The organism is Pedobacter aquatilis, from assembly GCF_032678405.1.
GTDB classification, from domain to species: Bacteria; Bacteroidota; Bacteroidia; order Sphingobacteriales; family Sphingobacteriaceae; genus Pedobacter; species Pedobacter aquatilis_A.
This window is the reverse complement of the sequence record NZ_JAVTSJ010000005.1, coordinates 45,653-72,406: the sequence shown is the minus strand read 5'-3', so window position 1 is coordinate 72,406 and position 26,754 is coordinate 45,653. Positions and strand designations below refer to the sequence as shown.

General features: G+C 39.7%; 20 protein-coding genes. 12 read left to right on the top strand and 8 right to left on the bottom strand.

All coding sequences use genetic code 11. The features are described from left to right. The first annotated feature begins 98 nt into the window (after positions 1 to 98). The 3 genes from recR (at position 99) to R2R71_RS14025 (ending at position 2,695) form a co-directional block, all read left to right on the top strand. A complete protein-coding gene (gene recR, locus R2R71_RS14035) occupies positions 99 to 716 on the top strand; it encodes a recombination mediator RecR (RefSeq protein ID WP_316831911.1) in 618 nt (205 codons plus the stop codon). Between the two features lie 185 nt (positions 717 to 901). Continuing rightward, complete coding sequence (locus R2R71_RS14030) at positions 902 to 1,714, top strand: SDR family oxidoreductase (RefSeq protein ID WP_316831910.1); 813 nt, start codon at positions 902 to 904, stop codon at positions 1,712 to 1,714. A 147-nt stretch (positions 1,715 to 1,861) separates the two neighbouring features. Next, positions 1,862 to 2,695, top strand: coding sequence for an alpha/beta hydrolase (locus R2R71_RS14025; RefSeq protein WP_316831909.1), 834 nt, complete (start codon positions 1,862 to 1,864; stop codon positions 2,693 to 2,695). 3 nt (positions 2,696 to 2,698) lie between these two features. Here the strand turns inward: R2R71_RS14025 and R2R71_RS14020 are convergent, their stop codons facing one another. Next, entirely contained in the window at positions 2,699 to 3,652 is a 954-nt protein-coding gene (locus R2R71_RS14020) for an ion channel (RefSeq protein WP_316831908.1), read from the bottom strand. A gap of 269 nt (positions 3,653 to 3,921) precedes the next feature. Between R2R71_RS14020 and trpD the strand changes: the two genes are divergently transcribed. From trpD to trpA, 4 genes are all read left to right on the top strand, one after another. Next, entirely contained in the window at positions 3,922 to 4,908 is a 987-nt protein-coding gene (gene trpD, locus R2R71_RS14015) for an anthranilate phosphoribosyltransferase (RefSeq protein ID WP_316831907.1), read from the top strand. Continuing rightward, on the top strand, positions 4,908 to 5,540 hold the full coding sequence (locus R2R71_RS14010; protein WP_316831906.1) for a phosphoribosylanthranilate isomerase: 633 nt from the start codon (positions 4,908 to 4,910) through the stop codon (positions 5,538 to 5,540). The genes trpD and R2R71_RS14010 overlap by 1 nt, the downstream gene beginning before the upstream one ends. 97 nt (positions 5,541 to 5,637) lie before the next feature. After that, entirely contained in the window at positions 5,638 to 6,819 is a 1,182-nt protein-coding gene (gene trpB, locus R2R71_RS14005; RefSeq protein ID WP_316831905.1) for a tryptophan synthase subunit beta, read from the top strand. A gap of 108 nt (positions 6,820 to 6,927) precedes the next feature. Then, positions 6,928 to 7,695, top strand: a complete 768-nt coding sequence (gene trpA / locus R2R71_RS14000) for a tryptophan synthase subunit alpha (protein ID WP_316831904.1) — start codon at positions 6,928 to 6,930, stop codon at positions 7,693 to 7,695. A gap of 155 nt (positions 7,696 to 7,850) precedes the next feature. On the opposite strand, the gene R2R71_RS13995 is transcribed toward trpA, so the two are convergent. Then, positions 7,851 to 8,297, bottom strand: coding sequence for a GNAT family N-acetyltransferase (locus R2R71_RS13995; protein WP_316831903.1), 447 nt, complete (start codon positions 8,295 to 8,297; stop codon positions 7,851 to 7,853). Positions 8,298 to 8,621: 324 nt separating this feature from the next. Between R2R71_RS13995 and R2R71_RS13990 the strand changes: the two genes are divergently transcribed. From R2R71_RS13990 to R2R71_RS13975, 4 genes are all read left to right on the top strand, one after another. Next, positions 8,622 to 9,227, top strand: a complete 606-nt coding sequence (locus R2R71_RS13990; RefSeq protein ID WP_316831902.1) for a TetR/AcrR family transcriptional regulator — start codon at positions 8,622 to 8,624, stop codon at positions 9,225 to 9,227. 72 nt (positions 9,228 to 9,299) lie between these two features. Beyond that, positions 9,300 to 10,502, top strand: coding sequence for an efflux RND transporter periplasmic adaptor subunit (locus R2R71_RS13985; protein WP_316831901.1), 1,203 nt, complete (start codon positions 9,300 to 9,302; stop codon positions 10,500 to 10,502). Positions 10,503 to 10,526: 24 nt separating this feature from the next. Then, on the top strand, positions 10,527 to 13,727 hold the full coding sequence (locus tag R2R71_RS13980) for an efflux RND transporter permease subunit (RefSeq protein WP_316831900.1): 3,201 nt from the start codon (positions 10,527 to 10,529) through the stop codon (positions 13,725 to 13,727). Further along, the gene (locus R2R71_RS13975) at positions 13,714 to 15,123 is read left to right on the top strand and encodes a TolC family protein (protein WP_316831899.1); all 1,410 of its coding nucleotides are present in this window, start codon (positions 13,714 to 13,716) and stop codon (positions 15,121 to 15,123) included. Before R2R71_RS13980 ends, R2R71_RS13975 begins: the two co-directional genes overlap by 14 nt. A 125-nt stretch (positions 15,124 to 15,248) precedes the next feature. Here R2R71_RS13975 and R2R71_RS13970 read toward each other — a convergent pair whose 3' ends face one another. The 6 genes from R2R71_RS13970 to R2R71_RS13945 all read right to left on the bottom strand — a co-directional run bounded on the left by R2R71_RS13970 (position 15,249) and on the right by R2R71_RS13945 (position 24,969). Beyond that, positions 15,249 to 15,698: a GNAT family N-acetyltransferase gene (locus tag R2R71_RS13970; protein ID WP_316831898.1), complete on the bottom strand. Its 450-nt coding sequence runs from the start codon at positions 15,696 to 15,698 to the stop codon at positions 15,249 to 15,251. A gap of 121 nt (positions 15,699 to 15,819) precedes the next feature. Beyond that, positions 15,820 to 16,311: an SRPBCC domain-containing protein gene (locus R2R71_RS13965; protein WP_316831897.1), complete on the bottom strand. Its 492-nt coding sequence runs from the start codon at positions 16,309 to 16,311 to the stop codon at positions 15,820 to 15,822. 134 nt (positions 16,312 to 16,445) lie between these two features. After that, complete coding sequence (nhaA, locus tag R2R71_RS13960; protein WP_316831896.1) at positions 16,446 to 17,618, bottom strand: Na+/H+ antiporter NhaA; 1,173 nt, start codon at positions 17,616 to 17,618, stop codon at positions 16,446 to 16,448. Positions 17,619 to 17,773: 155 nt separating this feature from the next. Then, the gene (locus R2R71_RS13955; protein ID WP_316831895.1) at positions 17,774 to 18,697 is read right to left on the bottom strand and encodes a type IX secretion system membrane protein PorP/SprF; all 924 of its coding nucleotides are present in this window, start codon (positions 18,695 to 18,697) and stop codon (positions 17,774 to 17,776) included. Positions 18,698 to 18,704: 7 nt separating this feature from the next. Then, on the bottom strand, positions 18,705 to 23,927 hold the full coding sequence (locus R2R71_RS13950; RefSeq protein WP_316831894.1) for a gliding motility-associated C-terminal domain-containing protein: 5,223 nt from the start codon (positions 23,925 to 23,927) through the stop codon (positions 18,705 to 18,707). 421 nt (positions 23,928 to 24,348) lie between these two features. Then, the gene (locus tag R2R71_RS13945; protein ID WP_316831893.1) at positions 24,349 to 24,969 is read right to left on the bottom strand and encodes an L-threonylcarbamoyladenylate synthase; all 621 of its coding nucleotides are present in this window, start codon (positions 24,967 to 24,969) and stop codon (positions 24,349 to 24,351) included. 86 nt (positions 24,970 to 25,055) lie between these two features. Here R2R71_RS13945 and R2R71_RS13940 point away from each other — a divergent pair, with 86 nt between their 5' ends. Continuing rightward, positions 25,056 to 26,717, top strand: coding sequence for an FMN-binding glutamate synthase family protein (locus R2R71_RS13940; RefSeq protein WP_316831892.1), 1,662 nt, complete (start codon positions 25,056 to 25,058; stop codon positions 26,715 to 26,717). Positions 26,718 to 26,754: the final 37 nt, after the last annotated feature.

Here is a 26,754-nt window from a genome sequence, read left to right as displayed (position 1 = left end):
ATGCCACTGATTATTCCGTGCTAATTGGGTTGAATAAGGTTGTGTGCATTGAACTAATGCCGTAATAACTAATGAACATTTTTGCATATTTTTGTGCTATGAATTTTTCATCCAAGCTGCTGGAAGATGCGGTAAACGAATTCTCGAAATTACCAGGTGTAGGGCAAAAAACAGCGCTGCGACTGGTTTTACATCTTTTAAATAAAGAGCAGGAAGAGGTTAACCAGTTTGGAAACACGTTGATTAAGTTAAAGCAACAGATAAAAAACTGTAGCATTTGCTATAACATTTCCGATCATACGATATGCGAAATCTGTACTTCGCATAAGCGTGATAAAGAAACCATTTGCGTTGTTGAGGATACGCGTGATGTGATGGCTATTGAGAATACCGGGCAATATTTTGGTGTTTACCATGTGCTTGGCGGCTTAATCTCCCCAATGGATGGCATCGGTCCTGCAGATTTATACATCGATAGTCTGGTGCAAAGGGTAGCAACAGGTGAGGTTAAAGAGGTTATTTTAGCACTTAGTCCGAATATGGAAGGTGATACTACGCTGTTTTACCTTTACAAACGGCTAAAAGAATTTAATGTGCCGATTACCACCATTGCCCGAGGTATTGCCTTTGGCGGAGAGCTCGAGTATACAGATGAAATAACCCTTGGCCGTTCGATTGTAACCCGCGTGCCTTACGAAAATGCAATGATGAAATAGGGTAGTTGGTTAATTGTCAAATTGGTTAAGTGGAGCATATAGCTTATTCCCTGATTGATTTGCCAGTTAAACTAAACAGTTCGTCTGTTTAAGCAACTCAATTTTTCAACGATTTAACAATTTAACAATTATACAGTTTAACGATTGGCCAATTCAATCAATTAATTCAACGAATAAAATATTTAATGAAAGATAAAGTAATTATCATCACCGGTGCATCAAGCGGAATCGGGAAGGCTTGTGCTGAGGAATTTGCTAAACGAGGTGCAAATCTGGTATTGGCTGCACGCCAATATGTTACGCTTTGTGAGATTACGGCCGAACTAGAAAAGAAATATGGCATCAGAGCAGTAGCTGTACAGGCAGATGTGAGCAAGGAAGAAGATTGTGAGTTAATCATTAAGCAAGCCTTGGTTTCGTTCCAAAGAATTGATATTCTGGTGAATAATGCAGGTTTATCGATGCGTGCCTTGTTTAATGATCTGGATTTATCGGTATTGAAAAACCTGATGGACGTGAATTTCTGGGGAACTGTTTATTGCACCAAATATGCCTTGCCTGAGATCTTAAAAACCAAAGGGACAATTGTTGGTGTTTCATCAATCGCTGGTTTCAGGGGCTTACCTGGCAGAACAGGTTACTCGGCTTCCAAATTTGCCATGAACGGTTTTATCGAATCGTTGAGAACTGAACTGTTAAAAACTGGTGTAAATGTGTTGTTGGCATGTCCTGGATTTACGGCTTCCAACATCCGTGTTACGGCTTTATCAAAAGATGGTGCAGCACATGGTGAAACCAGTATGGATGAAGGTAAAATGATGACTTCGGAAGAAGTGGCAAGCATTATTGCCGATGGTATTGAAAAACGTAAACGTACTTTAATCATGACAGGACAAGGTAAACTCGCCGTGTGGATGAATAAACTCTTCCCTGCATTTGTAGATAAAAAGGTGTTTGACTTGTTTGCAAAGGAGAAAAATCCTTTGATAAAAAACTAGAATTTAAATGTAAGATGGGAAATGTGAGATGGAAGATGTTGCAAGAAATTTGGGTCTATCATCCATTTTCCATCTCACATCTTCCATCTTTAAAACATCCATCCTGATAACAATTTCGTTTGTTTAAGTTGAAAGAATAAATCTTTTATGTACAGACTCCTTTTTGTATTCATGCTCTTATTTCAAACCATTATTGCTGCAGCACAGGTAAAAACAGCGAAAGAAATTAATTACGCCGGCAATTCACAAGAAAAGAATACGCTGAATGTTTTTTATAAAAATGACAGCATTAAAGATAAGCCGGTTTTGATTTTTATTCATGGTGGTTCATGGAGTAGCGGGAAAAAAGAAACCTATTGGTGGTTGGGCAGAAATTTTGCTAAAAAAGGAATTGTAACAGTAATCATTAACTACCCTTTAGCACCAGAAGCACAATATGAAAAAATGGCTACGGATTGTGCCTTGGCGGTTAAATGGGTACAGCAAAATATTTCAAATTATAATGGGAGTGCAGCTAAAATCTTTGCTATGGGACATTCTGCAGGTGCCCATCTTGCGGAGCTTATCAACGCCGATCCACAATATTTTAAGCAAGCCGGGATTCAAAACCCAATAAAAGGCATTATTTTAAATGATCCGTTTGGTTTGGATATTCATGAATACTTAACTTCTGCCGAGAAAGACCATTATTATTATGATTTTTTAAGAACATTTACGGATCAGCCTGCAGTGTGGAAACTGGCCTCGCCCATGAATTATGTCCAGCACATTAAAAATCCTCACCTGTTGTTTTATGGTGCCAAAACCTACGAGGCAATTAAAATACAAACACCAAGGTTATTTGAGCAATTGAAAACCAATCATATCGCTGTTGAAATGAAAGAAGTGAAAGGAAAAAGCCATGTACCAATGATTAGCCAGATGATATTTGGTGGAAACGATTTGTATAAGGATATTATCGATTTTATTGACATTCATTAAACCTTATAAGTTCAAAATCTGTATTTTTTCTGTCTTGTTAAATAAACTGAAATCCATTACCGTTTTGCCCGCCTCATTATGGTAATGCATAATGCTAAACTTCGCATCCCATTCAATATCCTCATCCTGGTAGCTTGTTCGCGTATGGATGGTTTGGGCAAAAGTATCATCAAAAGCTTTTAAGATCACAAAAATCTCAACCTCAGCAATAGTTAATTCTTCAAGGCTTTTTTCGAAAATCGGGCTATCTTCATTAATTGGGTGTACTAAAGTCCAGTTTAAGGAAAGCACACTTATTTTACTTCGTTCCAGTTCCAGGGGATAAAAACTACGCCTTAACTTACCATCAACCGTTTCATTGAAAGTCATATACATTTGTGCTTCAACATCAATTAATGAATTTTTGCGCAGGTTAACCAAACGACACATCAAACCAGTGTGGTTTTGATAAGGTGCAACTACCATTTTTTTAGTAAAGGAAACTTTTGAAGTAGGCCTGCTGAAACGCCCATAAAGTAATCCGGTTGCCAATGCAAAAGCAAGTAAACCCAACATGCTTTCGAAGGCCGCCAGCACACTGGTGATGAAACCTTGGGGTGAGATATGTCCGTAACCGACAGTAGAAATGGTTTGTGCAGAGAAAAAGAAAGCATCAAAAAACTGGTCGCGTAGCGTAGTGCCTTTGGCGCCATCTAAATTTTCGATACCAATAACATTATAAGCAATAGCAAATAACGTGTTAACAATTAAATAGGCAATTAGTATAACCATGAAAAACCTGGCCCAGCTCATGGTAACCAACCTTGTGTAGGTATCATCGAACTTAAACCATGGCAGGCCCGTTCTTTCGATATTTGGGCTGCCATCGGTGTTTAAAACCCGCTGATTCTTGATTACAGGTGCAGAGCCGAAGCCTAAGTCGTCGTTAAACTGAACTTTCCGTTTAAAAAAAGCCATATATTTTTAGCAAGAATTTTGGAATTATAAAAAAGTATATCAATATTTGCGATATACAAACATGATAATTAAAAACTTAAATAACAATTGGTGGTGGCATAACGAAATTCGTTAGGCAAACTCTATTGTTATATATTTTAAAATATTTTATAAACGATGAAAAGGATTGCCCAAAAAGCAATCCTTTTTTTTATGTGCTATCATCACGCTGAATTGATTTCAACAGCTTAGAAAACAGGTTCAGACTGATGTAAAAAGAAAACATTAACATGAAAAAGATATTAAACCATTTGTTCGAAAACAAAAGCTTTAGCAGGGAAGAAGCAAAGAATATCCTGATTTCGATTAGTCAGGGCGCATTCAACGCTTCACAGATCGCGGCTTTTATTACTGCTTATGCCATGCGGAACATTACCGTTGATGAATTGCAGGGCTTTCGCGATGCGATGCTGGATTTAGGTATTAAAGCCGATTTTTCTGATTTTGAGCTCATCGACCTTTGTGGTACAGGTGGCGATGGAAAGGATACTTTTAATATTTCTACACTATCTTCTTTTGTGGTTGCCGGGGCTGGTCATCATGTAGCAAAGCACGGTAATTACGGTGTTTCTTCGGGTTGTGGTTCATCTAATGTGATGGAATATCTGGGCTATCAGTTTACAAGTGACCAGGATGTACTGAAACGCAATTTAGATACAGCGGGGATTTGTTTCCTGCATGCGCCATTGTTTAATCCGGCGATGAAAATTGTTGCTCCAATCCGTAAAGATTTAGGTATTAAAACCTTTTTTAATATGTTAGGGCCAATGGTGAACCCGTCGCAACCTAAATACCAGATGGTTGGCGTGTTTAGTCTGGAACTGGCTCGTTTGTACAACTATCTTTATCAGGATACCACGAAAAATTATACTATTGTACACGCATTGGAAGGTTACGATGAGATTTCACTAACCTGCGATGTGAAAACCTTTAATAATAAAGGCGAAAGCATTTTGACTCTTAGTGATATGGGTTTTGAAAAAGTTTCGGTTAACGAGATTAAAGGTGGGGATACTGTAGAATCATCAGCCAAAATATTTATGGATGTTTTAAACGGAACGGCTACTGATGTTCAGAATAATGTGGTTTTATGTAATTCTGCATTAGCCATCAGGACGATTAAACCTGAGCTTTCTTTTGCCGATTGTTATTATGAGGCCGAAGCATCTTTGATGAGTAAAAAAGCGTTGGATAGCTTTAAAAAATTAGTGGCCTAATGGATAAGTTTAAACTGAAAGTCTGTGGGATGAAATATGCGGCAAACATTGCTGCGGTAGCGGGCTTACAACCCGATTACTTAGGCTTTATCTTTTACGAACCATCGCCAAGGTTTATTAGTGATGTTTCTGCGGAGCTGATCAAATACATTCCTGAGGAGATAAAAACGGTAGGCGTATTTGTAAATGAGGATATAGATGAAGTAAGTAAAAAAGTAAAATTACACCAGCTCAAAGCGGTTCAGTTGCATGGAAATGAATCTGCTGCATATGCTAAGGCATTAAAAGATAGCTTTAACGCTTTAGAAGTAATCAAAGCTTTTGGTATGGATGAAGATTTTGATTTTGCTGTATTGGATGATTACAATGATGTTGTTGATTTCTTTCTGTTTGATACCAAAACAAAAGCACATGGTGGTTCGGGGAAAACTTTCGACTGGAGTATACTTGATGGTTACAAACTAAATAAACCTTACTTTTTAAGTGGAGGTATTGATTTGGAGCACGCTGCAACGATTGGTAAAATAGAAGATTCGAGGCTTTATGCATTGGATATTAACAGCCGCTTCGAAGTTGAGCCAGGGGTGAAGGACGTGGAGAAGATTATGGAGTTTATAGGAAAAATAAAATAAGAAAATTTAATACTGTGGTATGAAGTATCTGCCAGAGGCGAAATTGCGCTGATAAATAACAGATTCTTCGTTCCTCAGAATGACAAAATTTACAAATATGAAATACAAAGTAAACGAAAAAGGATATTACGGCGATTTTGGTGGAGCCTATATTCCTGAAATGCTTTATCCAAACGTAGAAGAACTACGTCAGAATTATTTGAAAATTATTGATGATGCGGGTTTTCAGCAAGAATTTCATCAGCTGTTAAAAGATTATGTAGGTCGTCCCTCACCGTTATACCTGGCAAAGCGCTTGTCTGAAAAATATGGTGCCAACATCTTTCTTAAAAGAGAAGATCTAAATCATACCGGAGCGCATAAAATTAACAACACAATCGGGCAGATTTTATTGGCCGAGAAATTGGGTAAGAAAAGGATTATCGCCGAAACCGGTGCAGGTCAGCATGGCGTGGCTACTGCTACCGTTTGTGCTTTGCGTAACCTGGAATGTGTAATTTACATGGGCGAGGTTGATATTGAGCGCCAGGCACCCAATGTAGCCCGTATGAAAATGTTAGGAGCAAAAGTTGTTCCGGCAAGTTCGGGTAGTAAAACTTTGAAAGATGCTACCAACGAAGCCATGCGTGACTGGATTAACAATCCTGTTGATACACATTATATCATTGGTTCGGTAGTTGGTCCGCATCCATATCCAGATATGGTGGCACTTTTTCAATCCATCATTTCTGAGGAAACTAAAAAGCAACTGTTAGCACAAACGGGTAGTGAATTGCCTGATTATGTTTTAGCCTGTGTAGGCGGTGGCAGCAATGCAATGGGTATGTTTTATCATTTTATGGATGATGAAGCAGTAAAATTAATCGCTGTTGAAGCAGCAGGTAAAGGTGTTTCCAGCGGGTTCTCAGCTGCAACAACATATCTGGGTAAAGAAGGCGTTTTGCATGGTAGCAGGAGTATCTTAATGCAAACCGAAGACGGACAAGTGGTAGAGCCGCATTCGGTTTCAGCCGGACTGGATTACCCTGGCATTGGTCCGCAACATGCACATTTGTTTAAAACCGGTCGCGGGCAATATGTTTCCATCACAGATGAAGAAAGTTTAGATGCTGGATTATTGCTCACCAAGCTCGAAGGTATAATCCCTGCCATCGAAAGCGCACATGCATTGGCTTACCTGGAGAAAATGGAATTCAAAGCCGGCGAAAATGTGGTTGTTTGCTTATCAGGAAGAGGCGACAAGGATTTAGATACCTATATTAAATATTTTAATTTATAAAGATAAGTCGTCATTGCGAGGCACGAAGCAATCTTAATGCTTTGTTTTATTAACCTTGCTATCGTTTAGGATTGCTTCGTGCCTCGCAATGACGAAAAATTGAAAACAATGAACAGAATTAAACAACTCTTCGAAACGAAGAAAGATATATTATCGATTTATTACACCGCAGGTTATCCTAATTTAGGCGATACCATACAAATTGCCGAGGCGCTGGAAAAATCAGGTGCCGATATGCTTGAAATCGGGTTTCCATATTCAGATCCTGTAGCCGATGGTCCGGTAATTCAGGCCAGCAGCAAGCAATCGTTAGATCAGGGAATGACGCTTAAGGTGCTTTTCGAGCAGTTGAGAGACCTCCGCAAACACGTAACCATACCAGTTTTGTTAATGGGCTATGTAAATCCGGTGTTGCAGTTTGGCGTAGAAAATTTTTGTAAGGCTTGTGCTGAAGTAGGTGTTGACGGCTGTATTGTACCTGATTTACCAATGATTGAATATGAAGAGTTTTATAAAGACTGCTTTGAAGAACATAATTTAAGCAATGTGTTCTTGATTACACCACAAACCGCTGAAGAACGCATTCATAAAATTGATGGTTTAACAAACGGATTTATCTATTTGCTTTCTTCATCAGCAACAACAGGTAAGAACCTTGAAGTTGGTAATACAACGGAAGATTATTTTAGCAGAATTAAAAATATGAACCTCAAGAATCCAACGATGATTGGCTTTGGGATTAGTGATAAGCAGACTTTCGATAAAGCCTGTTCATATGCAAATGGCGCAATTATTGGAACAGCTTTCGTAAAAGCTATTGCCGAAGGCGATATTGAAGAGAAAGTAAGCGGGTTTATGAAAGCGTTTAAGGGATAGTACTATTGCTTTTTACCATATAAGGCATATGAGGTCATTTAAGAATCAAACTTATATGAACCTTATATGTCCTTATATGGTTCATAATTTTTGATCTCATTTGAAAATTGAAAGGTGTACATTAACATTACTGACTTTGTTTAGCATTATTGGTTTTAGATCTTATCCCTATTCATCCAGTTTTCCGAAGTCATTTCAAATTTTACTTCACCTTTATTTACCATGCCTGTTTTTTTCCAACCTTGCATTTCATAAAATTTTTCTGCCCGGGTATCTGGTGCGGTACTAAGCCAAACTGTAGTTATTGTTTGTGCGAAATACCAGTTTAGCATTAAACGATGTAGTTCTTTTCCAATCCCATAACCTTCAAATTCTGGTCTTAAGAATAATGCCCAAATATTGTTTTCTTTTAAATCTACGATAGAGAAACCTACAATTGTTCCGTTGATTTCACAGACCCAGCCTTTTCCACGCTTAGTAATGAATTCCTCGCAATCGGTATCTGTCACCAGAGCTGGATTGGATAAAGTATTTTCTTTTACCGTATGCCTCACAATTTGGATTTGAGGGATGTCGGTAATTACTGCTTCGCGATAAATCATTAACTAATATAAATATTTTGCTTTATCGTTTACTCACTAACCGATAGCTCACTTTCTCCATTGCGAGTTGCAAAGCCTTTTTTTTAAAGAGTGGATTAGTATTTTTCAATCTGTGGAGAGATTTTTAATGCTATATATTCAGTTTAGTTCTTGAGTAAGCAACTGATAGAAGAATCACTTCAAAATAAATATGTTCTAATAATGTTTAAACGAGGTTTTTTGTAAGTTCAAACTTCATTTGACAATTTAATGATTGTTGATTTCTAAAATGGTTATACATTTGCTTAACAGTGTTAGATTATTTATCACTAGGAGATTCCAGTCATGGGAAGTAAAGAAAGAATTCTACGTTTAAAAGAAGAAACCAGAACCAACATTCTGGATGCAGCCCTGAACATCGTTCAAACAGAGGGATGGCAGGCTTTAAGTATGCGTAAAATTGCCGACCAGATTGAATACACTGCACCAATCATTTACGAATACTTTTCAAATAAGGAAGGTATCCTTTTAGAATTAACAAGAAGAGGTTATCTGATTCTTGCTAAAGATATCCGCGAAGCCCGCGACAGCCATGAATCATCTGAAGATAAAATGGAAGCCATGTGGGTAGCTTACTGGAACTTTGCTTTTTCACACAAAGAGTTTTACCAGCTGATGTATGGTGTAGATATGGTTTGCTGTAATGTGAAAAGTTCGATGCCTGAAGCGGAAAATGTTGGTGCAATGCTGGGCGATGTTATTGAATCTTTATTTGATAAAAAACCGGTATCGGAAGATGATATCTGTATGAAATACTATACTTACTGGTCAATCATCCACGGATTGATTTCCATTAATCTGGTTCGCCCGAATGGAAGAACTACAGATGAATTAAACCAGCAGATTTTAAAAGATGCCATTAAAGGCATTACGTTGTCTATTAACAACTAAATTTTTTTTACCCTGTAATTTAACACTGTTAGATTATTTATACACTTTAAATCCATTATAATTTTTAATCATATGAATGCTATCCATCGTTTGTTCATTTTACTTAACACCGTTAAATCATTTAATCAGGTTAAGATTCTTTTATTTATTTCATTAATTTCTGTTCTTCTGGTTAGCTGTAAATCTGCTCCAGACCAATCTGCAGCTGCTCCACCGCCGCCAATTTTACCGGTAAGTATGGTAACTGAAAGCGCAGAAACTACATTTATCGAATATCCGGCCGCTATTCAGGGTGCTGTTGATATCGATGTTCGTCCACAGGTGAGTGGTTATCTGCAAAGCGTTTTGGTTAATGAGGGTGCTTATGTAACTGCCGGACAAACACTGTTCAAAATCAATGAAAATCCATATCGTGAGGCTTTAAACAATGCAAAAGCTAGCTTACATGCTGCTGAAGCCGCAATCTTAAATGCACAGCTTGAGGTTGATAAGTTAACACCATTGGTTCAGAATAAAGTGGTTTCTGATTTCCAGTTAAAAACAGCTAAAACAGCCTATAAAATTGCGCAGGCAAATGCCGAGCAAGCAAAAGCAAGTGTTGCTGCCGCACAGATTAACTTAGGTTACACCAATGTTAAGGCTACCGTGAGTGGTTATATTGGCCGTATTCCTAAAAAACAAGGAAGTTTGGTTTCACCAACCGATCAAGTAGCCTTAACTCAATTATCAGATATCCACGAAGTACATGTTTACTTCGCCCTTGCGGAAAACGATTTCAATAGTTTCAATGCTAACTATCCAGGTAAAAACCCTGCCGATAGAATAAAACATTTGCCTGCAGTTGAACTGGTTTTGGCCGACAATTCTGTTTATCCTATCAAAGGAAAAATTGACATGATAGACGGGCAGTTTGATAAAAATACTGGCGCTATCACTTTAAGAGCAAGTTTTCCTAACGCAAGCGGAACTTTACGTTCGGGCAACACCGGTAAACTTCGTTTAGGTTTAAAACATGATGATGCCATTCTAATTCCGCAATCAGCAACGGTTGATATGCAGGACAAAGTATTTGTTTTTACGGTAGGCGATAGCAGTAAGGTGAAAAAACAAGCTATTACTATTGTGGGTAAATCAGGCGAAAACTATTTAGTTAACCAGGGTGTAAAAACCGGCGATCAGATTGTATTGAGCGGTATTGATAAATTACAAGAAGGTATGGTGATCCAACCTCAAAAGAAAGCAGATAAAGTAGCTGCTACAAGAACAAAAAAATAATACAATACTAAAATTTAAAACATCATGTTTCAGAAATTTATAGATAGGCCAGTACTTTCAACTGTTATTTCCATCTTATTGGTAATAGTTGGTATACTGGGCTTAACAAAGTTGCCCTTAGAGCGGTTTCCAAATATCGCACCTCCATCGGTATTGGTAACTGCTGTATATCCCGGTGCTAATGCCGAAACAATTTTACGTTCGGTAACACCATCGTTAGAAGAAGCCATTAATGGTGTGGAAAACATGACCTACATGACTTCCTCCGCCAGTAACGACGGTACATTGGGAATTACGGTATACTTTCAACAAGGTACCGACCCCGATCAGGCGGCTGTGAATGTGCAAAATCGTGTTTCGCAAGCCACGAGCCAATTACCTGCAGAGGTAGTACAATACGGTATCACGACTACAAAACAGCAAAATAGCTTTATTGGTGCGATTGGTGTTTACTCGGAGGATCCTAAAAAATACGATGCTGTTTTTGTAAATAACTATGCGCAAATTAATATCATTCCCGAATTAAAACGTATTCCGGGTGTTGGTTCAGCCAGTGTATTCGGTGGGATTAAAGATTACTCCATGCGTATCTGGTTAAATCCAAGTCAATTGGCTACTTACAAAATTACAACCAATGAAGTAATCGCTGCCATTCAGGATAAGAACTTAGAAGCTTCTCCCGGTCGGGTTGGAGAACGGAGCGATGAGGCTTTTGAATATGTAATTAAATATAAAGGCAAGCTTACTAAACCAGAAGAATATCAAAACATTGCTATACGTTCCAATTCAGATGGCTCTGTACTGCGTTTAAAGGATGTGGCACGTGTTGAACTAGGCGCTTATAGCTACAGTAGTGTAAACCGTTTAAATGGACATGATGGAATCACCATTGGTGTAATCCAATTATCGGGCTCAAATGCTAATGAAATTCAGATTGCGATAGACAAACTACTGGCAAAACTATCAAAGGATTTCCCGGCTGGTATTAAATACAACCAATTTTACCGTACAAAAACGGATCTTGATGAATCTATCAATCAGGTAGAGCATACCCTGATAGAAGCTTTCTTATTGGTGTTTATTGTGGTGTTTATTTTTCTGCAGGATTTCAGGTCTACCTTAATTCCGGCTATTGCTGTACCAGTGGCCATCATCGGTACCTTCTTTTTCATGAACCTCTTCGGCTTTTCGGTAAACCTTTTAACATTGTTTGCGCTGGTATTAGCGATTGGTATTGTGGTGGATGATGCGATTGTTGTGGTGGAGGCGGTGCATGCCAAAATGGAGGAAAACCCAACACTTGGCCCGAAAGCAGCAACTACCCAGGCCATGCACGAAATTACAGGGGCAATTATATCGATTACATTGGTTATGGCTGCCGTATTTTTACCGGTTGGCTTTATGACTGGTTCAACAGGTATATTCTACAAACAGTTTGCCTTAACCATGGCCATTGCCATTATCATATCAGCTGTTAACGCACTAACCTTGAGTCCGGCTTTGGCGGCCTTATTTTTAAAGAATAACCATAGCGCTGGTGGACACAAAGTGGCTAAAAAGACTTTTGTACAAAAGTTTTATGCAGGCTTTAATGGTGGCTTTAATTACATGACCAACCGATATATTGTGGGCTTAAAGGTTCTGATCCGTAATAAATGGATAAGTGTGATCGGACTGGCCTTGGTCGTTTTGGTCACCGTTTTTCTTGTTGGTAGAACCAAAACAGGTTTTATTCCTACAGAGGATCAGGGTTTTGTGGCTATCGCTGTTTCCAGTCCATCAGGAACTTCTTTGGCTAACACCAATAAAATGTTAAAACTGGCCGAGGCTGAGTTGAGGGCTATGCCATCAGCCAGATTTGTGATGTCGTTAGCAGGTTATAACTTTTTAACAGCCTCTAACAGTCCATCGGCAGGTCAGATTTTCTTATTGTTAAAACCAAATGAGGAAAGAGGGGCGGTAAAAAATATCGATGAGATACAAAATATCGTAAGGGCTAAAATGGCTGCCATATCCAACGGTACATTCTTCGTATTTAGTTTTCCAACGGTGCCAGGCTTCAGTAATGTGGAGGCTATGAACGTGATGTTACAGGATAAAACGAACGGACGGTTAGATAAATTTAGTGGTGTAGCCAATAACTTCATAGGCAAGTTAATGACTAAACCTGCCATTGCCTATGCTTTTACTTCTTATAAAGCAGATTATCCGCAGTTACAACTGGATGTTAATAACGAAAAGGCAGATCAGTTAGGGGTAAGTGTGAAAGACATCTTACAAACCATGCAGACTTATTTCGGTACGGCTCAGGCATCAGATTTTAACCGCTTCGGTAAATATTATCGTGTGGTTGTTCAGGCAGATGTTGCCGATAGAACTGACCCTGCAAGTATTGACCGGGTATATGTTAAAAACAAGGCAGGAGAAAGCGTTCCAATTAATACATTGGTGAAATTAACCCGTGTTTACGGTTCGGAAACAGCTTCGCGATATAACTTATTTAATTCTATCGAGATCAATGCTATTCCTAAACCAGGTTATAGTTCGGGTGATGCCATTAAAGCGATTGAGGAGACTGCTAAAGAATTTTTACCATCAGGCTATGCCTATGAATTCTCGGGGCAAACCCGTGAGGAAATTTCCTCTGGCGGGCAATCAACCGTCATCTTTCTGCTTTGTTTAGTATTTGTTTATTTTCTGTTATCTGCACAGTATGAGAGTTATGTATTGCCATTGGCTGTAATTCTTTCTATCCCAACAGGTGTGTTTGGTGTATTTGTGGTATTGGGTTTAACCGGTATTGAAAACAACATCTATGTACAGGTAGCGTTGATTATGCTTATCGGGTTACTGGCAAAAAATGCCATCCTTATTGTGGAGTTTGCCGTACAACGGCGCAAGGCAGGACTAAGCCTGGTTGATGCGGCTATTGAAGCAGCAAGATTAAGGATAAGGCCAATTATCATGACCTCGCTTGCCTTTGTATTTGGTTTATTCCCCATGAGTACTGCTACGGGACCATCTGCGCAGGGTAATCACTCTATCAGTATTGGTGCAGCAGGAGGGATGGTTTCGGGAGTAATTTTAGGTCTGTTCATCATTCCTGTACTCTTTGTCATCTTCCAGGCCTTACAAGAAAAAATTTCAAGAAAATCAAATGAGGTTGTTCATCATCAGCAGCATGAGGAAGAGCCTGTAAATCATGTAGTTTATGAAACGGTTTAATATAATTGCCATCCTACTCCTTGCACTTATCTGGAGCGGATGTTCGGTTTCTAAAGATCTGGCCCTACCCGAAAGTCTGGCGCCAAAGATGTTCAGAAACAACAGTACAAAAGATTCATCAAGTGTGGGCGATTTACCCCTGAAGCAGTTTATCAACGACCTTACGGTTCAAAATTTGATTGATACGGCTTTGGTAAAGAACTACGACATGCAGATCGCGTTGAAAAATATCGATGCAGCGGAAGTGTTGTTCAAACAATCAAAACTGGGTTACCTGCCTGAGTTAAAGTTGCAGGTAGCAGCCAGTTCCAGTCGCCCCTCTGATAATAGCTTAAATGGTTTAAGCCTAAACCAGTTTACAGGATCTACGCACATTGAAGATTACAGTGCTAACCTGGGCGTTTTCTGGGAGGCAGACATCTGGGGGAAAATCCGTAACCAGAAAGCCGGTGCCCTGGCTACTTTCCTGCAAACAGAAGAAGCCAGAAAAGCAGTACAAACGCGTTTGGTGGCAAATGTAGCACAGGGATATTATAATTTGCTGATGCTTGATGCACAGCTGGAGATTGCACGGAAAAACTTAAAACTTAACGACAGTACGTTAAGGATTATTAACCTGCAGTTTAATGCCGGACAGGTTACATCGCTTGCTATTCAGCAGGCAGAAGCGCAGCAACTGAATGCAGCGCAGCTGATCCCACGCCTGGAGCAAAGTGTAGCTTTACAAGAAAATGCTTTAAGTGTATTGATCGGTACTTTACCCCAATCAATTAATCGTTCAAACCGTCTGGATAAAATGGTTATCCCTCAGGATTTAAATGCAGGTTTCCCTTCAGCATTGTTAAGCCGCAGGCCAGATATTAAATCAGCCGAATTGGCCTTAACGGTTGCAAATGCTAAAGTGGGTGTTGCAAAGGCAAGCTTATACCCTTCATTGGTCATTACCGCGAGTGGTGGCGTAAATTCTTTCAAAGCGAGTAACTGGTTTAGTATGCCCGCCTCTTTATTCGGATTGGTTTCCGGAGGGATAACACAACCAATTTTTCAACGCGGACAATTAAAAGCTAATTTGGAACTGGCAAAAATTGATAGAGAAAAAACGGTAATCCAGTTCCGTCAATCAGTATTAAATGCGGTTGGGGAGGTTTCTGATGAGCTTACTAAGGTAGAGAAACTTAAAACACAATATAGTGTTGCTGAAAAACGTGTGCAGACTTTACAGCAAGCATCGAAAAATGCTAGCTTGCTGTTTAAAAGCGGTATGGCAAATTACTTAGAGGTAATTACTGCCCAGAGTAATTTGCTGCAAAGCGAACTTGAGCTAACAGCAATTAAAACTGAACAACTTAATGCTGTAGTTGGCCTGTATCGTTCCTTAGGCGGGGGATGGAATTAGATTTGACTAAGAAATAATTAGTTTTCACCATATAAGACATATAAATTATAGCTAAGGCTTTGTACTTAGCTGTGGTTTATATGCCTTATATGGTTTTTATTTTTCAATAAGACATAATACCAATACTAGTTTTGCTTAACCATCTCAATATGTGGTATGCCGTCTTCATCATAAGGTTCGCCAATTTTTTCAAAGCCTAAAGACTGGTAAAACTTTAACAAATAGAGCTGTGCACTAATGCGAATGGGCGAGGGGCCAAATTTTTCGTAACAACCAGCAATAGAAGCTTCCATAAGTTTTTTACCTAAACCTATACCCCGATGAGCAGCTGATGTTAAAACCCTGCCAATCGATATATCTTCATAAGAAATGCCCTGGGGAAGCAACCTGGTGTAAGCCGCTAATTGATCATCCACATAATAAAGCAGGTGAAGACTTCGCTGGTCTTTATCATCCAGATCCTGGTATGGACAGTTTTGTTCTACAATAAAAACTTCGTTTCTTAAGCGAAGTACATGGTATAATTCTTCGATACTAAATTCGCTGAAAGCTTTAATAATATATTTTGCCTGCATGGTATAACGGTATGACACTGCAAAGATAATCCACTTTTAGTGGTTAAAAAATGTTTTATAACCATCAGTTAATGCATTTTTTGAATTAATAGATGAAGATTAACGGAGATTCAAGTCTGTGCTATTTTTTAGCTAAAACTTCATCCAGATTACTTAGTCCCATGGTGAAACCTTCTTTGAAGCCCATCTCCAGAATTTGCGCCAAATCGTTTGCATGTTGGTGTTTGATTACAATATCCACCAGGGTATTGTTTCCTGAAGTAGTGAAGGTATTTGTCCAATGCGAACTGGGAAACTGGTTGTTAAGGTTGCCGTCTTCATCGCAAAAGGCATCTTTATAACTGTAGCTGCGTTTATCACTAATGTGCTCATAATTTGCTTTGCACCAATGCTTTTCATTTTCAGGACTTACCATTGCATAAAACCAGGTACCGCCTTCTTTAAAATCTAGTGATTTGGTTTCAGCACGGTATGGCTTTGGTGCCCACCACTGATCGAGGATTTCTGCTGTAGTCCAGGCTTTCCAAACCGTTGCAAGGTCAGCAGCGAATTCCCGCTGTACGTGGACGGTGTTATTTTCTTTGTCTACTGTGAATTCGAATTTTAAGCTCATGCTATTTGTATTTGGTTGTTAATAAAACAGCGTAATATTTAAAGAGTTTTGGTTTTTTTCTTAACGATTAGGACTCGTTAGTGATACGGAACTCCTATTTAAGAAGATTAGATAACTTTGCTAAGCTATTTAGGTTATTCTTTTACTAGGATTTTTTCTTTGTTAATGCTTTTCAAAAATACAAAACCTATCAAACCTGCTATTACAGAGGCTGTAAGTATGGCAAACTTTGCTTCGGAAATGTGCTGCGGATTATTAAAGGATAGCAATGCAATAAATATAGACATGGTAAAGCCTATACCAGCAAGCATGCCGAGGCCGATCAGATGTTTCCATCCTGCGTTAACAGGTAGGTTAGCCCACTTCAGTTTTACGGCAATCCAGCTGAATAAGGTTACACCAATAGTTTTTCCGGCAAAAAGCCCCATGATAATGCCAAGACCTAAAGGTGAGATCAAGCCTTGAATCATTTCCTTATGGAAAGTAATATTGGTATTTGCCAGCGCAAATAGCGGCATGATCAAGTAGTTTACAGGTTTGGTTAGCGCATGCTCCAGCTTTTGCAAGGGCGAGGTTTTTGCCGTTTTGCCTGTAGGTATGGTAAAGGCAAGCAGCACCCCTGCAATAGTTGCATGTATACCTGAATGGTGTATGCAGTACCATAAGAATATACCTGGAATAAGGTAATATACCAGGTTTTTAACACCAAAATGATTCATAAGGCCTAACAGTACGAGTATTCCGGCTGCCAAAGTAAGATATTGGAAATGAATCTGGCTGGTGTAAAATATAGCAATGACAATGATCGCACCTAGATCGTCGACAATGGCCAGGGCGGCGAGGAATATTTTAAGTGATGGGGGTACATTTTTGCCCAAAAGCCCAATTATGGCAAGCGCAAAGGCGATATCAGTTGCCATCGGAATACCCCAGCCACCTGCCGTTGAAGTTCCTTTGTTTAAGCTACTGTATATCATAGCTGGTAACAACATCCCGCCAATTGCGGCGATTACAGGTAGTGCCGCACTCTTTACACTCGAGAGTTCTCCCTCTGCAAGTTCTCTTTTTATTTCGAGACCTACCAGAAGAAAAAATATAGCCATGAGGGCGTCATTGATCCAGGTAAGAATGCTGTAGTTTATTGCTCCGAAACCGATGGTTATATCGAGGAAATTAGTAAAACTTACTTTTGCGGAAGTATTTGCAAGAATTAGTGAAATGGCTACACAGGTTAAAAGCAATATCCCACCTGTTTTTTCGGATTTAAAGAAACGTTGGAATACATTTTGGTTCGCCGCTTTTGCCATTCCGTAAAAATAAGAATATTGGCTTAAGCAATCTTTATTTCTTTGATAAATCAGGCAGTTTAATTAAAAAGCCACAGTATTAACCTAATGATGTTAACCTGCGGCTTTTGCTTTTTATTGTTTACTGATAGCTGAAATAATTCAGCAGCGCTTTTTTAAGGGTGCTTTTTCCCAATGTTTACCCTGATGTTTACTTCGAAATCACCATCGGTATAACCACTGATTGCTGATGTTGCCGTATTGTAGTAAGCCATAAAGTACAAAGTCGATTTATAGTTCATACCGAAGCCTACTGTTGCATTCTGCGTGTTGTGGTACATGGCCATTACATACAGTTTATCGTTTGCAAAGTTGGCATTAACACCGGCATCCCATAAATTCTTATAGTTTTTAATTCCCCTGAATACCGCTTTAGGTTCTAAACTGATACCATTAAGGCCTGTTCCAAAATTAAATTTATAACCTACAGCAGAATAAAAGGTTGGCTTATCGGCGAAGTTCAAATCATCATTTCTGAAAACAGAACGCATATTCGGGATTGCTCCCTCAATGGTTAAGGCTTTATCAGTATAGGATACACCGAAGTCGCCATCGAAATAGTAACCCCTGTCGTTAAAACGGGCAATAGCCGGATCGTTAATGTCGCTGTTGCGCACACTGCTTAAATCAAGCCTGTCCTGACTTGCGCCGAATGATATACCAAAATTTAGTTTCTGGTCTTCATTATTTAGGGGGAGGTGATAGGCAAATGTTCCTACCATCTTGGTGCGCTGAATACCACCTGATTTTTCGTTGTATACGTTTGCGCCCCAGCCTACTTTGCCCACTTGCTGATCAATGGTTACACTTTGCGTAAGCGGTGCACCGGGAATGTTTGACCACTGTTTACGGAAACTTCCGTTGATATTCAGTCCTTCATTAAAACCTGCCATCGATGGATTTACGAGGTAGCGGTTCTGGTAATATTGAGCGTTAAGGGGCAAAAGCTGTGCCTGCGCTTTATTGAAAAATAGTACACCTGCTGCAAATAGAAACGTTACACGGCTTATTTGCTTTATGTTTTTTGTAATTGCTTTCATGCCGTAATTAGTTTCTGATAATGTTAATGAATCCTTTAAATGTACCTATGCCTGTTCCTAAATCAATGATATAGTAATAGGTTCCTTCTGCTAGCGGACTGCCATTCACCGTACCGTCCCAATCGTTTGCATAGGTATGCTTGGTATATAACACCCTTCCTGTTTTGTCGAAAATTTTCAACGTATTGTTTGGATAGTAATCGATGTTTTTAATGATAAACTTATCATTATATCCATCACCGTTAGGGCTAACTACTGTACTGGCTTCAATTTTATAATCATCAACTACGGTGATGCTAATGTTCTGGTCAGCCACACATCCGCTTGCATTGGTTACCACCACACGGTAAGTGCCGCTTTGTCTCGGGCGAATGGTTAAAGCCGCAGTATTCTGTCCGCTGATGATGTCAGCACCTGTCCAGTTGAATTGTGTACCCCCGGTTGCTGTTAAGACAATGATATCACCTTTAGATACTGATATACCTTTACTGCTACTGATGTTGATAACAGGTAAAGCATTCACTGTTACTGTTGCTGTTCCTGTTTGTGTTTGTGAAGCATTTGCATCACTTACACTCACCAGGTTATATACAAAAGTACCTGCGCTGGCAGTTGGTACCGCTACTGTAGCAGTTGTTCCTATCGCAGTAATTGCTCTGTTGCTACCACCATTTACATTGTAAATAAAAGTATAAGGTGCTGTTCCATTACCACCTGTAAAAGTAATTGCCGACTGATTACTGTTTAAGCATAAAGCCGTAGTACCTGCAATGCTGGCTACCGGAAGAGGATTTACTTTTACTGTTGTACTTACGCTTTGTATTTGTGTACTGTAAGCATCGGTAATGCTTGTTACGGTATATACAAAAGTACCCACCGTTGATGTGGAAGCTGTTACTGTAGCGGTATTTGTATTTGATGTTAAGGTTTGGTTGGCTCCACCATTAATATTATAGCTAAATGTGAAAGGCGCAGTACCAGTGCTTGCTGTAAAGGTAATTAAAGGAGCTGTTGCATTTAAAGGTACCGATACATTTGCACTTAAAGTTGCTGCAGGTTTTGCATAAATTTTAAGATTTGCCTGCGTGTATGCAATGGTGTAGTTTGTACCTAAAGTCAAACTGCCTTGTGTAATGGCATAATCGCCAGCAGTTTCGCCTGCATTTCTATTTAATGCTCCTGTAAAGGCATCGGCACCAATCAAGCCTGGGGAATAAGTATAGGTGAACATAGGATCAACTGTTGATTCTAATTTGGTTTTGGCATCGGCTTTAACATTAATCGTTTTTGGTGCAACAGTTAATACCTGTTGTTTCGCAGCTGCGGGATTAAAGAAAGTATCACCTGCCTGATTAGCCGTAATGGTTACGGTACCAGCTTTTAAAATGTGGATATCGCTATTAATAATGGTTGCAATATTGGTGTCGCTGCTGGTATAAGTAAGGTTGATTGTGGTATTATCACTGGTGGCCCCGATTGGGAAATCAGCATCGCCATAAGTTACCGTTTTAGCAGGAGCTAAGGTAATGTTCTGGTTGGATTTTATGGTTGCATCATCGCGTGAGTACCAGATAGGTGAAGTGATGACCCTGCTGCCATCTGCTTCTACAATATCGGCATAATAATAACCTGTAGCCAGATTGGCCAAAGCATTATCCGTATAAGTTAAATTTGAAGAAGTACTAGCAGTTAACTCTACCGGATTAATACCACTTCCAGGTGTTCCGTAAAGGATTTTAATACTCGTTACCGGGCTTGTGGTAATGGAATTTACCTCGATTAACGGTGCACCGGCAGTTTTAAATACACTACCTACTGGTTGTTTATTAATGGTGAATACAATTTTAGCCGCTGAATCCTGCGAAGCATAAAAGCGCATTTTTTTAATCGCATCGAGCAAGTCGTTTTCTGTTAAAGCTGGCGCTAGAACAACTAATCTGGCACGGGTGTGGCGACCAAATGTAAGGTTATGGTTATCGTGATCGATACTTGCGCCCAGGTGATAACCTCTGGCAAGCATGCGGTTATAATAGCTCAGATAACTCATTGAACTTGCCGGGTCGGAATAGGTAATATTGGTTGAAAAAGCCGGACCGCTTTCCAGTGCGGTACCTACAATTGCACTATCTGCGCTTAAATCGTAGCTGGAAGCAATATTGTTAAAATCAGTACTGTTTGGGTGTGCCAAGGTCGCGACTGCATTTAAACCATGTCTGTTAATTACCCTGAACAATCCGGTTGAACCTGTATAGGTACTTTTAGGGACATAAATCTGATTTTCTCCAGGTTCCCATCCAATTAATGAATCGATACCGTAAACGATAACGTGACCACCACCACTAATTACTCCCCATTCCATGCCATGTAAAGCGACGAAGGTTGAGGTAGTCGCTTTTTTGGCAGCATCAATTCCTGGCTGCCAGTTGGCTAACGACATGCCTGCCTGGGTATGGTTATGTTCTGATATCCCTAAGAAATCCAGATTCATGGAGTTTTTGGCAAAAGCATAGTCATCTTCAGGTTTTTTAGTCAAATCATCTTTATTACCATCCGAATAACTGCTATGACTGTGTAGGTTACCGTAATAGAAATTTAGTTTATTTACATCCAATACTCCTGTTTTAAAGCTACCTTGTAAAGGTTGTGTGGTTAAATACAAGGGGCCTCCGGCGCAAGCGCTGTTTACTGCATATACAAAGAAGTAATAATTGGTATTTTGGGTTAAACTGTTTCTGGTGAATGTACCACCTGCACCACGTTTTACTACGATCCCACCACCCAGCTGATCGCCAACATTATAAACGGTTTGGTTTACAGGGCCTGCAGATAAGGTGTTGCTGGTACTCATCACCACCAGGTATTCATCGCTTGAACCGTTTGGCGTAAATGCTGCCTGTATAAAGTTATAGTTTGATGAGGTGATGGTAAAATTAGTAGCCTGTGCAGTTGGGCTTGTACAAGGTAGTAAGGTTTTGGTTAATTGTGAGGCCGACAAAATATTAGTGGTTAAATATTTTGGTCCGCCCGTACAGGAAAGGTTATTTAGAGGAATAATAAAGTAAGTATAGTTGGTTGAGCTGGTTAAATTATTATCGGTGAAGGTATTGCTCACGATTTTATTTACTACCGTACCACCACCAAATGCCGTACCCACGGCATAAGCTGTACCATCAACCGGCAAAGCCGATAATGTGTTGTTTAAGCTTCTGATGATCAGGTACTCATTTGCATCTGTTGATTTTACAAATGTTGCTGTAATACTTCCGGTGGTTACCCCGCTAAAAGTTAATGAAGTTGCAGCTACTGTTGGTGCAGCACAAACAGGTAAGTTTGGCGGAAAATGTACACCTAAACGATTAGCATCATCGTCATCAATGGCGTTTTGAACAGTTGCCAATGGTGTTCTTGTCCAATCGTTTTCGATAAAAGTTGGTGAAGGAGAAGTTACATTCAAGCTTCTTACGTAAGAAACATCTTTTGCATTTACGCCTTGGCCGAAAGCATCGATGATATTATTGTTCGCATCTAATAAAGCTACACCATCATTTCCATTGAAATTGATTACTGTGTTGCTGTTTAACACCGCACTTGCCGGGGTTAAATAACTTACCTCAGTACCGTTGCCAGTATTGCCTAAAAGTACAGAACCCTGAGCCGGGATAGTGAAATTTAGGTTCACAATTTGTGATGGTGTACCCGTAATGTTGATGTTACCGGCATCACCAGAAATATTGTATAAGGCAAGTTTTAATTGCGGAGATGCGGTATTGATCGGACTGTTGCTCAGGTTTGTTAACTCAATCCATTTATTAACCGATGTACCCTCATAATACTGACTGATGATTACAGGTGCGCTCACCAATGGAGGATTTGTTGTTGTTCCATCTATGGTATTGGTCGATGTTTGTAAATTGCCAGCAACATCCTGTGAAACAATATAAATTGTATAAGTTGTTCCGGAAGTTAATGCACTGATGGTCGTACTAGCATCTGTATTTGCTGGATTTGCAAATGAACCGGCTTTTAATGCTGCGGTTCCTGAAGCATCTAAACCAGCTTTAACCTGTGCAGGTGTCGGAGCAGTTGCACCAGAAGTTAACAAAACATAATAACTAGTTCCGGCTTCATTCAGGTTATTGATTAAATCAAAAGAGGTTAGCGTTTGATTGGCAATTTTAGGATAATTGGCTGCTGTAACCGGTGGGGTTACATCTCCGGCTACTCCCGTTCCTGTTAAAGCAACATTAATTGACGTAGCACCAGTACTTGAAATGGTCGTATTAGCTGCTGATGGGCCTGTTGCTGTTGGCTGATAACGTACATAAACTGTTGGTGATGCAGCTATTTCAGCCGTTGAATAACTGATCGAATTTGTGAAAGAGTTACCGTCTTTTGATACGGTAAAAGGCAATGATGTCGAAACATCAGTACTTGCAGTTATGTTTGTGCCACTTAATGTAAAGCTTTGGCTTGCGGAATTTGTGGCTATGGTTTGATTCCCAAATGAAAGACTATTAGGAGATGCTACCAACGCAGGGGTCGCCGGGCCACCGCCAGAATTAAATGTTAAACTAAAATTATCAATAGCTGTTGATGGCCTGTTTCCAGCACCCGTGGTTGCAGCTATCGTAACAATTCTAATCCATACATTATTTGGATTGTTATCTAATGCTGTTCCAAAATCAACATTAATAACATTATTAGAAAATGCTGAATTTCCTGTTGTTAGCGTACCGGTTGTGGTTGCCGTTGTGAAAGTAGTTGGAGCAGTTCCAATTCCATAATCTACACGCCATGTTGCTTGCCGTGGTGATGACGAATCCAGTGATTGGAGATTGAAACTTAACTTTAAAGCAGTTTTTCCTGTTGTATTCGCTAGTTGAAAAACAAAGGCACCACTCGGGTCGCCTACAGCTGCAGTTTGTCTCAGGCCTAGCGCCCGATCGGTAGCAGCGGCTTGCGCTGTTGCAGTTGCCGTGGCTCCAGCTGTTGCAGACGCGAAATTTTTAAACGCACCTGTTTGAACACTCCATGCTGTTGCAGCATTTGTAAAAGCTGTCGCAGTGCCAAGTGCAGAGGTTGTAGCGCCTGTTCTGACGGTAAAACCAGATGGAAGCGAAGTGCCAATTCCATCAAAATTTTCTGTATAGGGAGATGTAGTCAGTGAAACCTGAGCAAACAATTTTCCCACAAACAGAAATAGAAGGGATAATAGTAGAAGTTTTTTCATACAAATTTTATAGGGATATAAAATGATTTTAATACGGTCGCATTAAAGGTGCAGAAAGATATAGGCACCAGAAAAGTCAGCCATAGATTTAGCTAAAAGTAAAGTTTTACCATTCAGGGTATTAAAAGTGATTATTAGACGATTTAATTATCCATTAATTTTTACACGTGAATAATTAGGGGAAACATTGGCCAGGCAAATGTTTAAGCTGAGAAACAGCACTGTTGATTTTAATTTTTTATCATATAGGGGTGATTAGGGATTCGAAAATAGGGCTTGTTTATTAACTTAATGTTAATAATGATTTATTGCAGTCAGTTTGTTAGTACGGGAGTAGTTGTTGTTTAGTCGCAATAAAGCTAGATATTTTAGGGATTTTTTTATTAAGATGTTAATAACTTATTCGTTTTTAGTTTTTTAACTATAAAAAATCTTCAATATCGCCTTTTCCTTCACGGATAATTTCGAATTCTCCATTGGTACAATCAACTACAGTCGAAGCCTCGTTATCACCATAGCCACCATCAATAACCAAATCAACCAGATCCTGGTATTTTTCATGTATCAGCTCAGGGTCTGTCGAATATTCGATAAGCTCGTCATCATCTTTAATCGAGGTAGAGAGAATAGGATTGCCCAGTTCTTTTACAATGCACCTGGCGATATTGTTATCGGGAACGCGGATACCAACCGTTTTTTTATTTGAACTTAAGAGTTTTGGTACATTATTGTTCGCATTAAAGATAAATGTGAAAGGACCTGGCAGTGCTTTTTTTAATACCCTGAATGTAGTGTTGTCAATAGGCTTAATGAAATCGGCAATGTGGCTCAAATCATGGCATATAAAAGAAAAGTTAGCCTTCTCTGGTTTAATTCCGCGGATGCGGCAAATCTTCTCAATAGCTTTCGGATTTGTAATATCGCAGCCCAAACCGTAAATTGTGTCGGTAGGGTAGATAATTAAACCACCTTTTTTTAATACCTCAACCACCTGGTCAATAGCACGTTCGTTGGGGTTTTCCGGATAAATCTTAATAAGCATAGCGTAAAAATAACAATTTAATGGTGTCAGTTGTTTAATAATCTTAATCTTTGCATTTTTATTAATTGTCAATAAATTAACAACACATGAGAAAAGCTTTCGTTGCCATTGCAGCCTTTCTGGTTGCTTTAACCATAATGTTGGGGTTATACCATCCGTTCCTCTGGTGGACATTTGTTTTTACCGGACCTTTTGTAATTCTTGGTGTTTACGACTTATATCAGCCAAAACATAGTATCGTAAGAAATTACCCTGTATTTGGTCGCCTGCGCTATTTTATGGAAGAGTTAAGGCCTAAAGTGTACCAGTATTTTGTAGAAAGTGATACCAACGGTACGCCTTATAACCGTTTAAACCGATCGCTGATTTATCAAAGAGCTAAAAAAGATAATGATACCATCCCCTTTGGTACGCAGTTAAATGTTTATGAAAACGGCTATGAATGGCTTAGCCACAGTATTGCTGCGATTTCGCATCATGATTTAAATCCCGATCCGCGTGTGCTTGTAGGCGGGCCTGAATGTACTAAACCTTATTCGGCAAGTATTTATAATATTTCAGCAATGAGCTTTGGTTCGCTGAGCCAGAATGCTATCCTTGCATTAAACGGTGGTGCCAAAATGGGCAATTTCGCTCACAATACGGGAGAGGGTGGCATCAGTGATTATCACCGTCAGCCAGGGGGCGATTTAATCTGGCAGATTGGTACGGGTTATTTTGGCTGCAGAAACGATGACGGCACTTTTAATTACGACGCTTATGCCGAACGTGCAAAGGCTGATCAGGTTAAAATGATTGAAATTAAACTTTCACAGGGTGCAAAACCTGGTCACGGTGGTATGTTGCCTGCGAAAAAAGTTACGGCAGAGGTTGCCCGGATTCGCCTGGTACCTGAAGGAAAAGATGTATTGTCGCCACCTGCCCACTCCGCTTTTGATTCACCAATAAGCTTACTGAATTTTATTAAAAAACTCAGGGACTTATCGGGTGGAAAACCAGTCGGTTTTAAGCTTTGTATAGGTCGTAAAAGTGAATTTTATGCTATTTGCAAGGCGATGATAGAAACTGGTATTTATCCCGATTTTATTACCGTTGATGGGGGTGAAGGTGGTACAGGTGCTGCGCCGCAGGAGTTTTCGAACTCGGTAGGCATGCCCTTACGCGAAGGAGTAGCCTTTGTTTACGACGTTTTAAATGGTTTCGACCTTAAGAAACATATTAAAATTATTGCTTCGGGTAAGGTTGCTACAGGTTTTGATCTGGTTAAAAACATTGCTTTGGGTGCCGATATGTGTAATGCCGCACGCGGTATGATGTTTGCCCTGGGCTGTATACAGGCACTGGAGTGTAATAGTAATACCTGCCCTACAGGTGTTGCCACGCAAGACCAAAGCCTGATGAAAGGATTAGTGGTTGAAGATAAGACTGTTCGTGTTAAGAATTTTCATAACCTTACTGTAGCAAGTGCTGTTGAATTGCTTGGAGCTGCTGGTTTAAGGGAACCCCACCAGTTAAGCCGGGCTTATATTAACAGGAGGGTTAGCCCAAGTGTGATGCAGTCGTATTTAGAAACGTTTCCTTACATTCCTGCCGGAAGTTTATTGCAAACACCGTATCCATCGAGATATGAGCTGGGGATGGCGCTTAGTAGTGCGAAGAGTTTTGCTCCTACAGATTATAAGGTTTCGGCTGTTGATTACGCTCATGCGAACCCATACAGCGATACAATGCACGATGATGGTAGGTAGCCTGAGCTAAGCTATAGATTTTTTTCTTAACTTATGG

Bases quoted from the DNA above. Each gene is read 5' to 3' on its own strand.
- R2R71_RS13995 (WP_316831903.1), bottom strand. From the start codon at position 8,297: ATGATTTATCGCGAAGCAGTAATTACCGACATCCCTCAAATCCAAATT.
- R2R71_RS14010 (WP_316831906.1), top strand. From the start codon at position 4,908: ATGGATAAGTTTAAACTGAAAGTCTGTGGGATGAAATATGCGGCAAAC.
- R2R71_RS14030 (WP_316831910.1), top strand. From the start codon at position 902: ATGAAAGATAAAGTAATTATCATCACCGGTGCATCAAGCGGAATCGGG.
- R2R71_RS13955 (WP_316831895.1), bottom strand. From the start codon at position 18,697: ATGAAAGCAATTACAAAAAACATAAAGCAAATAAGCCGTGTAACGTTT.
- R2R71_RS13985 (WP_316831901.1), top strand. From the start codon at position 9,300: ATGAATGCTATCCATCGTTTGTTCATTTTACTTAACACCGTTAAATCA.
- R2R71_RS13950 (WP_316831894.1), bottom strand. From the start codon at position 23,927: ATGAAAAAACTTCTACTATTATCCCTTCTATTTCTGTTTGTGGGAAAA.
- recR (WP_316831911.1), top strand. From the start codon at position 99: ATGAATTTTTCATCCAAGCTGCTGGAAGATGCGGTAAACGAATTCTCG.
- nhaA (WP_316831896.1), bottom strand. From the start codon at position 17,618: ATGGCAAAAGCGGCGAACCAAAATGTATTCCAACGTTTCTTTAAATCC.
- R2R71_RS13980 (WP_316831900.1), top strand. From the start codon at position 10,527: ATGTTTCAGAAATTTATAGATAGGCCAGTACTTTCAACTGTTATTTCC.
- R2R71_RS14020 (WP_316831908.1), bottom strand. From the start codon at position 3,652: ATGGCTTTTTTTAAACGGAAAGTTCAGTTTAACGACGACTTAGGCTTC.
- R2R71_RS13975 (WP_316831899.1), top strand. From the start codon at position 13,714: ATGAAACGGTTTAATATAATTGCCATCCTACTCCTTGCACTTATCTGG.
- R2R71_RS13990 (WP_316831902.1), top strand. From the start codon at position 8,622: ATGGGAAGTAAAGAAAGAATTCTACGTTTAAAAGAAGAAACCAGAACC.
- R2R71_RS13970 (WP_316831898.1), bottom strand. From the start codon at position 15,698: ATGCAGGCAAAATATATTATTAAAGCTTTCAGCGAATTTAGTATCGAA.
- R2R71_RS14025 (WP_316831909.1), top strand. From the start codon at position 1,862: ATGTACAGACTCCTTTTTGTATTCATGCTCTTATTTCAAACCATTATT.
- R2R71_RS13965 (WP_316831897.1), bottom strand. From the start codon at position 16,311: ATGAGCTTAAAATTCGAATTCACAGTAGACAAAGAAAATAACACCGTC.
- trpB (WP_316831905.1), top strand. From the start codon at position 5,638: ATGAAATACAAAGTAAACGAAAAAGGATATTACGGCGATTTTGGTGGA.
- trpA (WP_316831904.1), top strand. From the start codon at position 6,928: ATGAACAGAATTAAACAACTCTTCGAAACGAAGAAAGATATATTATCG.
- R2R71_RS13945 (WP_316831893.1), bottom strand. From the start codon at position 24,969: ATGCTTATTAAGATTTATCCGGAAAACCCCAACGAACGTGCTATTGAC.
- R2R71_RS13940 (WP_316831892.1), top strand. From the start codon at position 25,056: ATGAGAAAAGCTTTCGTTGCCATTGCAGCCTTTCTGGTTGCTTTAACC.
- trpD (WP_316831907.1), top strand. From the start codon at position 3,922: ATGAAAAAGATATTAAACCATTTGTTCGAAAACAAAAGCTTTAGCAGG.